The sequence below is a fragment of the Flavobacterium sp. genome (assembly GCF_020217025.1).
Classification (GTDB): domain Bacteria; phylum Bacteroidota; class Bacteroidia; order Flavobacteriales; family Flavobacteriaceae; genus Flavobacterium.
Genome location: NZ_JAIWOF010000138.1, coordinates 1 through 10,000, shown reverse-complemented (window position 1 = coordinate 10,000; position 10,000 = coordinate 1). Strand labels below are relative to the sequence as shown.

The window sequence follows — 10,000 nt, the reverse complement described above, 5'->3', positions numbered from 1 at the left end:
GGAACCTTATTCTTTATATCGTGATGTATTGCTTCCAAAATTTAAAATTCCTGATGAATTTGAAGTAGAGGAAGATAAATTAGATGGTGGAGTTCGTGGTGAAAATGCGTATTTGAAACATCTCACGATGGAAGGTGCAAAAAAACGCTATGGCGAAATTACACCAGACATTCAAGAACGTTTAGATTTTGAGTTACTTACGATTTCCAATTCAGGTTATCCAGGTTATTTCTTAATTGTACAAGATTTCATTGCCGAAGCCAGAAAAATGGACGTTTCTGTTGGACCAGGTCGTGGTTCGGCCGCGGGTTCGGCTGTAGCATATTGTTTAGGAATTACGAATATCGATCCAATTAAATACGATTTGCTTTTTGAGCGTTTTTTAAATCCCGACCGTGTTTCCATGCCCGATATTGATATCGACTTTGATGATGAAGGTCGTGGTCGTGTGATGGATTATGTAATCAATAAATACGGTTCTAATCAGGTGGCGCAAATTATTACCTATGGTAAAATGGCTACGAAATCGGCAATTCGTGATACCGCTCGTGTGTTGGATTTACCACTTTTTGAAGCCGATAGAATTGCTAAATTAATTCCAGGTATGATGCCATCCAAATGGAATTTAGCAAGATTCTTAGCCGAAGATGAATCCGAAGTCAAAAAAGCATTACGTTCTGAAGAATTCGATCGAGTAAAAGAACTAATTGAAATCGCAAATTCAGAAGATTTAGCAGGAGAAACCATTCAACAAGCAAAAGTGTTAGAAGGTTCGATGCGAAATACCGGAATTCATGCTTGTGGTGTGATTATTACGCCTGATGATATTACGAATTTCGTTCCCGTAACCACTGCAAAAGATTCGGATTTATATGTAACCCAATTTGATAACTCGGTCGCTGAAAGTGCTGGTTTGTTGAAGATGGACTTCTTGGGATTAAAAACCCTAACCTTAATTAAAGACACGGTGAAATTGGTAAAATACCGTTTAGGAATCGATTTGAATCCTGACGAATTTCCAATTGATGATACCAAAACATACGAGTTGTTCCAAAGAGGTGAAACGGTTGGAGTTTTCCAATACGAATCGCCTGGAATGCAAAAATACATGAAGGACTTAAAACCAACGGTTTTTGCCGATTTAATTGCCATGAACGCATTATATCGTCCAGGACCATTGGAATACATTCCTTCTTTTGTTCGTAGAAAAAATGGCGAAGAACCTATTACCTACGATTTAGATGCTTGCGAAGAATATTTGGGAGAAACTTACGGAATTACCGTTTATCAAGAGCAGGTGATGCTTTTGTCGCAAAAATTGGCGAATTTCTCTAAAGGTGATGCCGACGTACTTCGTAAAGCGATGGGTAAAAAGCAGAAAGATGTCTTGGATAAAATGAAATCTAAGTTCATCGATCAAGCAAAAGCGAATGGTCACGACGAACAAAAATTAGATAAAATTTGGACCGACTGGGAAGCGTTTGCAAGTTATGCCTTCAATAAATCGCACTCTACTTGTTACGCTTGGATTGCGTATCAAACAGCGTATTTAAAAGCACATTATCCAGCAGAATATATGGCTGCGGTGCTTTCGAATAACATGAACGATATCAAACAAGTGTCGTTCTTTATGGAAGAGTGTAAACGTATGGGATTAGCCGTTTTAGGTCCAGATGTGAATGAATCGTACTATAAATTTACGGTTAACGAAAACTATGCCGTTCGTTTCGGAATGGGAGCGATTAAAGGTGTTGGAGCAGGAGCCGTTCAAACTATTGTGGAGAATAGAAAAGATGGGAATTATAAATCCATCTTCGATTTAGCGAAACGAATTGATTTGCGTGCGGCGAATAAAAAAGCATTCGAAAACTTAGCATTAGCTGGTGGTTTTGATGGTTTTTCCGAAACTCATCGTGCACAATATTTTCATCATGATGGCGACGGAATTACGTTCTTAGAAAAGGCGATTCGTTATGGTTCGAAATTCCAAGAAAACGAAAATTCATCGCAAGTAAGCTTGTTTGGTGATGCTTCGGAAGTTCAAATTGCAGAACCTCAAGTGCCACCATGTGAAGAATGGAGCACCATGGAAAAATTAGCCAAAGAAAAAGAAGTAGTCGGAATTTATATCTCGGGACATCCGTTAGATGATTATAAATTTGAGATGAAATATTTCTGCACGGCTAAATTAGAATCGCTTAAAAATCTGGAGCAGCATTTGGGAAAAAATCTTTCTTTCGGAGGAATTGTAACCAATGTGCAACATCGAACAGCCAAAAACGGAAAAGGCTGGGCAACCTTTGTGTTAGAAGGTTATGACGAGAGTTATGAGTTCAGAATTTTTGATGAAGAATATTTAAAATACCGTCATTTCTTGTTGCAAAATCAGTTTGTGTATTTTAAAATCAATGTGAAAGAAGGTTGGGTAAATCGCGAAACGGGTAAAAAATCCGATCCAAGAATTCAGTTTTTAGATGCTAAAATGTTGGCTGATGTATTGCCTACATTTGCTAAGAAATTGATTTTAATGTTCCCAATTAATGATGTGAAAGAACATGTGATAACCGAATTAAATCGAATTTTTTCTGAAAATAAAGGGGATAATTCAGTGACTTTTGAAGTGATGGAATTGGAACGAATAAAACGAATTGTGGAAGATATTCCAGTTTCAAGTCCTGTTGATGTGGAAGACGAAATTTCGGAAGATTCTAATGAAGAAATGGAAATGAATATTGAAGTTCCAGTTGAAAAAGAAGAAATCATCGTAAAAACAAAACTTTCGATGCCAAGCCGAAAATTGAAAGTTAAGATTTCATCCGAATTGCTTCAAGAATTGGAACGCATGCAAGTAAATTTTAAATTGAATTAAAGTATAAATTCTGCAAATGAGAGTATAATCAAAAGTAATTTTAAAAAACACTTTCATTCGTAATTAATTCCTAAATTTGCGATTCAAATAAGTATAAAACTAAAAAGAAATAATATGGCATTAGCAATAACAGATGCTACTTTTGACGAAGTAGTATTAAAATCAGACAAACCAGTAGTAGTAGATTTTTGGGCAGCTTGGTGTGGTCCATGTAGAATGGTTGGTCCAGTTATCGACGAAATTTCTGCTGAGTATGAAGGAAAAGCAGTAGTAGGAAAAGTAGATGTTGACGCAAACCAAGAATTTGCTGCAAAATACGGAGTTAGAAATATTCCAACAGTTTTAGTATTCCAAAACGGAGAAGTGGTAGGAAGACAAGTTGGTGTTGCTCCAAAGAAAACGTATACTGATGCAATTGATGCATTACTATAATATTTGAAAAAGAAATTCAAGGCTCAACGAAAGTTGAGCCTTTTTTTGTTTTAAAACACATAGTTAGATTGTTTTTCTTTATTGAAGTTTTAATTATTTCAATTTGTAGCGTTCATTTAAGAAATCCGTTTTTAACCGCGTTTTGCCTTAGCGAACCCGTTTCATCCGTGTTCCAAAATTTAAAATCTTTTTCTATCTTTACGATATGAATTTAGAGCAGCAAATAGAAAAAATTTCCAGTTTTGAGCATTTAGAACTTTTGGCTAACCAAATTGTCGAAGGTTTTATTTCCGGTATGCACAAATCGCCTTTTCATGGATTTTCGGCAGAGTTTGCGGAACATAAAATTTACAATCCAGGAGAAAGTACCAAGCATATCGATTGGAAATTATACGCCAAAACCGATAGATTATACACCAAGCGCTACGAAGAAGAAACCAATTTACGTTGTCATTTGATTTTAGACAACTCGTCTTCGATGCATTATCCGAAATTAAAGGAAAATCAGCCGTTTTATGAGAGTAAAATAGGATTTTCGGTATTGGCTTCTGCGGTTTTAATGAATTTGCTTAAAAAGCAACGAGATGCAGTTGGATTGAGCGTTTATTCGGATATGTATGAATATTATTCGCCAGAAAAAGGAAGCGAGCGTCATCATCGCATGATTTTAAACAAACTGGAAGAAGTTTTATCACAAAACAAAACCACTCGAAAAACCGACACGGTAACTTTTTTACATCAAATTGCCGAAAACATTCACCGTCGTTCTATGGTGATTTTATTTACCGATATGTTTCAGAATGAAGACAGCGATAAAATTTTCAAAGCATTGCAGCATTTAAAACACAACAAACATAAAGTGGTAGTTTTTCATGTTTACGATGAAAAAACCGAGTTAAATTTCAGTTTTGACAATGCGCCACGTAAATTTATTGATGTAGAATCGGGAGAAGAAATCAATTTATTTGCCGAAAATACGCAAGAATCGTATCAAAAAGTGGTGCATGATTATTTCAAAACGATAGAAGCAACGTGTATGCAGTATCAAATTCGTTATGTACCCGTTTCTGTAGGTGAAAATTTCGAAAAAATTTTACTAACGTATTTAGTTGAAAAACAAAAGTTTGGCTGAAAACACTGAAAAAAGTTTAATTTTTTTTGCAAAAAGATTTGCAGGAATGAAAAAGCGTAGTATATTTGCACTCGCAATCAAGCACTGGTTTGGTAGTTCAGTTGGTTAGAATACATGCCTGTCACGCATGGGGTCGCGGGTTCGAGTCCCGTCCAGACCGCCAGTAAAGAGGAAGCCTTTCGTAAAAGAAAGGCTTTTTTGCCCTCTTAAAATATTTAAAATAGTTGTGTTGTTTAGGTACGAAAGTACCAAAAAGGTTTAGTAGTTAGACCAATGGAAAGCTTTGCATTTATGCAGAGCTTTTTTGATTTTTATACTTCTCGTTAAAACCAAATTCCTCTATTCTGCCAAACCAAAACCAAGAATAATCCAAAAAAAAGTAAACTCACCAATAGTTTCATGAAGGTTCCTGCTAAAAATCCAATAAATGAACCAGTAGCAGCTTTAAATGCTCGTCCTTTTTCTTGAGAGTTATAAATAAGTTCTCCCACGAGTGCTCCAACAAAAGGTCCAATTAAAAAGCCAAAAGGAATAGGTGCAAATATTCCAATAACCAAACCTATATTCGTTCCCCAAATCCCATATTTACTTCCACCGAAATATTTTGTGCCTTGTGCCGGAATTACATAATCTAAAATTCCAATCACAATGGCAATTACTAAAGTAATGCCTAGTAACCAATAATTGGTTTCTATTCCTGAACAAAAATAAAGCAATAAAATCCCAACCCAACTTACAGGTGGTCCAGGTAAAGCAGGAAGTAAACTTCCAATAATCCCAACTATCATTAAAAGTAAACCCAGAATCAATAAAAAGTATTCCATAAGATTTTAGTTATTGTCTAACAAATTTATAACTTTGTTTCTTACTTTTTTAAATAATTGGTTTTATGCGATTTGTTTTTTTATTTTTTGTTTCTTTTATAATTGTTAATAGTGCTATTGCTCAAGAAAAAAAAATGTCTACACAAGAACGTTTAAATGAACTGGCAAAAACAAAAAGAGAATATGAAGAAATTAGAAAAAAAGAATGGGATGCTTATTTAGTTCGTGTTGAAGAAAGTCAAATTGTAAAAAAGCAAAAAAAACAAGCCGATTCTATTGAGAAATCAAAACTAGCTGATAATGTCAAAAAAGAGGTAGGAGATCTTCCTATATGTAATAATCAAGAATCGCCTTATTACGTTAGAAAAAACCCAACAACAGGTTTTGAAGAAAAAATTACTTTTACAGATTATATAAGAAGGCATGTTATGGCTAAATTTAATTATCCCGAATTTGCAATGGATTACGAATTAGAAGGAAGAGTTTTGGTACAATTTTATATTGATAAAGAAGGAAATCCGCAAATAAAAGAAGCTAATGGTCCAAAAAACGGATTGATTTTAGAGGAAGAAGCTATACGCATAATTAAATCCTTGCCGACAGCTATTCCGGCTACTTGCGATGGAAAACCAATAAATATTATGTTTGCAATACCTATAACCTTTCAGATGCAAGAGTAATATGAGAAAATTAATTCAGCTACTTTTTTTGCTTTTGGCATTTCATTCTTGTCAGTACTTCGAAAAAGAAGTTCCTAATGAGAAAGAATTGCTAGAACAAGAATTGAAAAAAATCAATTGGGACGAAGTCGATGAATTTCCATCGGTTTTGCAATGCGATACGATAAAAGATGCGGAAATAAAAAGACAATGTTTCTTCGATTATATGGCACAAACTATTCAGGAACGAATAGGAATTGATACGTTACGTGTTGAATATCCAGAAATCGACACTATCAACGTAAAAATTACCGTAAATCCCGATTCGAGCTTGCAATTCGAAACCTTATATCCAAATGACAGCATTGCTTTGGCAGATAAAACAAAAATCGATAGTATTTTAACTTCAAGATTATCTGATTTCCCAAAAGTAGAACCTGCCATCAAAAGAGGCGTAAAAGTAAAAACGCAATTCGTACTTCCAGTGATTATTAAAATGGAGAAGTAGTTTTATTTTCTAAAACTTCTCCCTTTCCAAGAATAATTACCAAACAACGAATACACCGCCACCAAAACACTAAAAAACGGATACAGCAAACTACTCGCTAACACATATTGTAATTTCGATTCGAAGAAATTAGCGGTTTTGTAAATCAAGATAAAATCGATTAGGAATTTCAAAGCGACAAAAAGCATGAAAATGTTTTGGTCTAATATACTTGTCAACCAAAGTAAAAAACTCATTATCCAAACCAAATTCCCGCCAAAAACAACAAGAGCTAACAATTTTCCATAAACAGAAGAATAACCTGTACTTTTCGAAGCCCAGCGAACGCGTTGTTGAAACAGTTCAGTCCAAGTTGCAACAGGTTTTGTAGCAACAATACTTTCTTTAGCCAACAAAAACCCAACTTTTTTCGGAGCAGCTGAAACTGCTTTTTGTAATAAAAAAACATCATCACCACTTGCAATGGTTTCATTTCCTTGAAATCCGTTTAATTCCTTGAAAAATGCTTTGGAATAGGCGAAATTAGCACCATTACACATAAAAGGTTTCCCAATTCCAAAACTTCCAATCGTAGCGCCTTGTAAACTTAGAAAATCTAAATTCTGAAATGCCGATAAAAAACCACTTTTCGGAACATAACAAACGCCAGAAGCCACCATTTCTACTTCATTTTCCTGAATATATTGATCGAAAGTCGTTAACCAGTTTTTCTGAACCAAACAGTCGGCATCAGTAGTAATAATCCAATCGTTTTTGGCAACTTGAATCGCCGTTTCAATAGCATCTTTTTTAGGAGAATTTGATTTCCTTTCGTTTTTAATTACTTTCAAACTAAACACTAAATCCTGAATGCTGAACACTTCCTCAGAATCATCATCCACCAAAATAATTTCAACCAATTCTTTCGGATAATTCAACAAAGAAATCGAATGCAATAAATTAGGAAGATTTTCTTTTTCGTTTCGAAACGGAACTACAATGGTAAAAGATGTTTTTGGAGTGAATTCCTTTCTCGAAAAGCGTTTCATTCGATTACATCCATAAATCAGTTGCCCAATGAACAGGATGTAAATGAGAAAAACGGTTCCGAGAATTAATTCCAGCATAATGAATCTATTTTGAAGTATTCAACTTAAATCGCATTACGTAATAACTTCCAATTACTACAGGTAAAACTACGTTTAAAAACCACATTAACGTACTAATAAAAATTACAATCCACTCGTTAACACCATGTTTTCCGAAGAAAAACATCGCCACACTTCCTTTTACAGCAAAATCTAAAAATTGAAAACTTGGTAGCGAAGAAGCTAAAAAATAAACCGCAGCAATCGAGCTAATCAATGTTAGATAAGGTAAATCGATATCGAAAACCAAAAACAAAATATAATATTGATGCGAAAAAACCAAGTAACGACAAACTCCCAATAAAATATTTTTTCGATGAATCTTCTTCGGAATTTCGTTGATTTTGTGGATCAATTTCTGAATGGAATACCCTTTTATGGTGATGTTTTTCGAAATAATTGAAGTGAAAAATATAATAATTGCAATTCCAATTATCGCTAATGCCCATTTCCAATACCCAATTAGAATCAATCCAATAGTTCCAAAAATAATCGTCAAAATCATTTGAATTCCGTTGCAAATCAAGTTTAAAAATACCACTTTTTTAGTTTGTTCTTTCTTGAAAAACATGGCTTTTCCGGCATATTCTCCCAAACCATTTGGTGTGAAAATTCCAGCAGTTAAAGCTCCCAAAACTTGTTTACTTGCTTCGCCAACCGAAATCGGTTTGATGAAATCAACTAAATTTTGCCATTTTAAAATCTCAAAATAGCGATTCGCAACACTAAATAATAAAATGAAAATGATAGTTGTAATTGAAGTTTTTTCCAAAACTAAAGTCTGGAACTTACTCCATTCTAACTTTGAATTATTTGCAATTTGGTCATAAATAAAATAAAACGCACCAATTACAATCAAAAGTTTGATGGTAAAAACAAGGAATTGCTTAGCTTTGTGAGGAATTGTAATCATTGGTACAAAGAAACGAAACTTTACACTAAAATTGGCAAACGAACGCATCATATTAGGAATCGACCCAGGAACGACGATTATGGGTTTTGGATTAATCAAAGTAGTCAACAAGAAAATGGAATTTCTACAGTTGAACGAGCTTATTTTGTCCAAATACGACAACCATTATCAGAAATTAAAAGTCATTTTTGAGCGAACCATTGAATTAATCGACACACACAATCCAGATGAAATTGCTATTGAAGCGCCTTTCTTTGGAAAAAACGTGCAATCGATGCTGAAATTAGGAAGAGCACAAGGAGTTGCCATGGCAGCCGGACTTTCGAGAGATATTCCAATTACAGAATACGAACCTAAAAAAATTAAAATGGCGATTACTGGAAACGGAAACGCCAGTAAAGAACAAGTTGCCAAAATGCTCCAACAATTATTAGGTTTAAAAGAATTACCAAAAAACCTCGATTCAACCGATGGTTTAGCGGCAGCTGTTTGTCATTTTTTCAATTCGGGAAGAGTGGAAGTAGGGAAAAGTTATTCGGGTTGGGATGCTTTTGTGAAACAGAATGAAGATAGAATAAAAAAATAGTTCTCAGTCGCAGTTTTCAGTCTCAGCACTGTAAACTGCGACTGCGACTGAACACTAATAAAATGTCAGGAATCTACATCCATATCCCTTTTTGCAAGCAAGCATGTCACTATTGCGATTTTCATTTTTCTACTAATTTGAAGAAGAAAGATGAGATGGTTTTGGCATTGGCTAAAGAAATTGAATTACGTAAAAACGAGTTTAAGGATGAGATTGTAGAAACGATTTATTTTGGTGGTGGAACGCCTTCGATATTGCAGATTGCAGATTTGAGATTTTTAATTGATGAAGTGTATCGAAACTATAAAGTAGTCGAAAATCCAGAAATTACGGTAGAAGCCAATCCAGATGATTTAACAGAGAATCGAATAATTGAACTTTCAAAAAATAAAGTCAACCGATTATCAATCGGAATTCAATCCTTTTTTGAAGACGATTTGAAGATGATGAATCGTGCGCACAATGCTGAAGAAGCTAAAAAATGTTTGGAAACAGCTATTCAATATTTTGATAATATTTCTATTGATTTGATTTATGGTGTTCCCGAAATGAGTAATGAAAAATGGTTGCAAAACATCGAAACGGCTTTGTCTTTTGGTGTGCCGCATATTTCGAGTTATGCTTTAACGGTCGAACCCAAAACGGCTTTGCATTCGTTCATTCAAAAAGGAATTATTCCGCAACCTGATGATGAAGTGGCTCAGGAACATTTTCAAATTTTGGTCGATAAACTTTCTGAAAGCGGATTCATTCATTACGAATTATCAAATTTTGGAAAAGAGAACTATTTCTCAAAAAATAATTCCAGTTATTGGTTAGGTAAAAAATATATCGGAATTGGTCCGTCAGCGCATAGCTATGATGGAAAAAATCGTGGTTGGAATGTTTCAAACAATTCACTTTACATTAAATCAATTCAAGGAAATAAATTACCAATAGAAATTGAAACG

Annotated in this window: 10 protein-coding genes and 1 tRNA gene; 8 read left to right on the top strand and 3 right to left on the bottom strand. The window is 34.4% G+C overall.

The window, feature by feature from the left end; genetic code table 11:
• The 4 genes from dnaE to LDL23_RS06885 form a co-directional block, all read left to right on the top strand.
• On the top strand, positions 1 to 2,869 hold a 2,869-nt coding region (gene dnaE / locus LDL23_RS06900; protein ID WP_291265046.1), incomplete at its 5' end, for a DNA polymerase III subunit alpha.
• Positions 2,870 to 2,983: 114 nt separating this feature from the next.
• On the top strand, positions 2,984 to 3,301 hold the full coding sequence (trxA, locus tag LDL23_RS06895; RefSeq protein ID WP_026724422.1) for a thioredoxin: 318 nt from the start codon (positions 2,984 to 2,986) through the stop codon (positions 3,299 to 3,301).
• A gap of 205 nt (positions 3,302 to 3,506) precedes the next feature.
• Positions 3,507 to 4,433, top strand: a complete 927-nt coding sequence (locus tag LDL23_RS06890; RefSeq protein ID WP_291265045.1) for a DUF58 domain-containing protein — start codon at positions 3,507 to 3,509, stop codon at positions 4,431 to 4,433.
• An 86-nt stretch (positions 4,434 to 4,519) separates the two neighbouring features.
• Positions 4,520 to 4,596, top strand: a tRNA-Asp gene (locus LDL23_RS06885).
• A 160-nt stretch (positions 4,597 to 4,756) separates the two neighbouring features.
• Here the strand turns inward: LDL23_RS06885 and LDL23_RS06880 are convergent.
• Entirely contained in the window at positions 4,757 to 5,257 is a 501-nt protein-coding gene (locus tag LDL23_RS06880) for a DUF456 domain-containing protein (protein ID WP_291265044.1), read from the bottom strand.
• Between the two features lie 134 nt (positions 5,258 to 5,391).
• Between LDL23_RS06880 and LDL23_RS06875 the strand changes: the two genes are divergently transcribed.
• Both LDL23_RS06875 and LDL23_RS06870 read left to right on the top strand, forming a co-directional pair.
• The gene (locus tag LDL23_RS06875; RefSeq protein WP_291265043.1) at positions 5,392 to 5,937 is read left to right on the top strand and encodes an energy transducer TonB; all 546 of its coding nucleotides are present in this window, start codon (positions 5,392 to 5,394) and stop codon (positions 5,935 to 5,937) included.
• Position 5,938: 1 nt separating this feature from the next.
• Complete coding sequence (locus tag LDL23_RS06870; RefSeq protein WP_291265042.1) at positions 5,939 to 6,424, top strand: hypothetical protein; 486 nt, start codon at positions 5,939 to 5,941, stop codon at positions 6,422 to 6,424.
• Between the two features lie 2 nt (positions 6,425 to 6,426).
• Here the strand turns inward: LDL23_RS06870 and LDL23_RS06865 are convergent, their stop codons facing one another.
• Both LDL23_RS06865 and LDL23_RS06860 read right to left on the bottom strand, forming a co-directional pair.
• Positions 6,427 to 7,530 (bottom strand): glycosyltransferase, encoded by a 1,104-nt coding sequence (locus LDL23_RS06865; protein ID WP_291265041.1) that lies wholly within the window; start codon positions 7,528 to 7,530, stop codon positions 6,427 to 6,429.
• A 7-nt stretch (positions 7,531 to 7,537) separates the two neighbouring features.
• A complete protein-coding gene (locus LDL23_RS06860) occupies positions 7,538 to 8,464 on the bottom strand; it encodes a hypothetical protein (RefSeq protein WP_291265040.1) in 927 nt (308 codons plus the stop codon).
• A gap of 31 nt (positions 8,465 to 8,495) precedes the next feature.
• Between LDL23_RS06860 and ruvC the strand changes: the two genes are divergently transcribed.
• Both ruvC and hemW read left to right on the top strand, forming a co-directional pair.
• Positions 8,496 to 9,050, top strand: coding sequence for a crossover junction endodeoxyribonuclease RuvC (ruvC, locus tag LDL23_RS06855; protein ID WP_194093395.1), 555 nt, complete (start codon positions 8,496 to 8,498; stop codon positions 9,048 to 9,050).
• Between the two features lie 62 nt (positions 9,051 to 9,112).
• On the top strand, positions 9,113 to 10,000 hold an 888-nt coding region (gene hemW / locus LDL23_RS06850; protein ID WP_291265039.1), incomplete at its 3' end, for a radical SAM family heme chaperone HemW.

Coding starts and splice junctions, on each gene's coding strand:
- LDL23_RS06865 (WP_291265041.1), bottom strand. CDS start 7,530: ATGCTGGAATTAATTCTCGGAACCGTTTTTCTCATTTACATCCTGTTC.
- LDL23_RS06875 (WP_291265043.1), top strand. CDS start 5,392: ATGTCTACACAAGAACGTTTAAATGAACTGGCAAAAACAAAAAGAGAA.
- LDL23_RS06860 (WP_291265040.1), bottom strand. CDS start 8,464: ATGATTACAATTCCTCACAAAGCTAAGCAATTCCTTGTTTTTACCATC.
- LDL23_RS06890 (WP_291265045.1), top strand. CDS start 3,507: ATGAATTTAGAGCAGCAAATAGAAAAAATTTCCAGTTTTGAGCATTTA.
- trxA (WP_026724422.1), top strand. CDS start 2,984: ATGGCATTAGCAATAACAGATGCTACTTTTGACGAAGTAGTATTAAAA.
- LDL23_RS06870 (WP_291265042.1), top strand. CDS start 5,939: ATGAGAAAATTAATTCAGCTACTTTTTTTGCTTTTGGCATTTCATTCT.
- LDL23_RS06880 (WP_291265044.1), bottom strand. CDS start 5,257: ATGGAATACTTTTTATTGATTCTGGGTTTACTTTTAATGATAGTTGGG.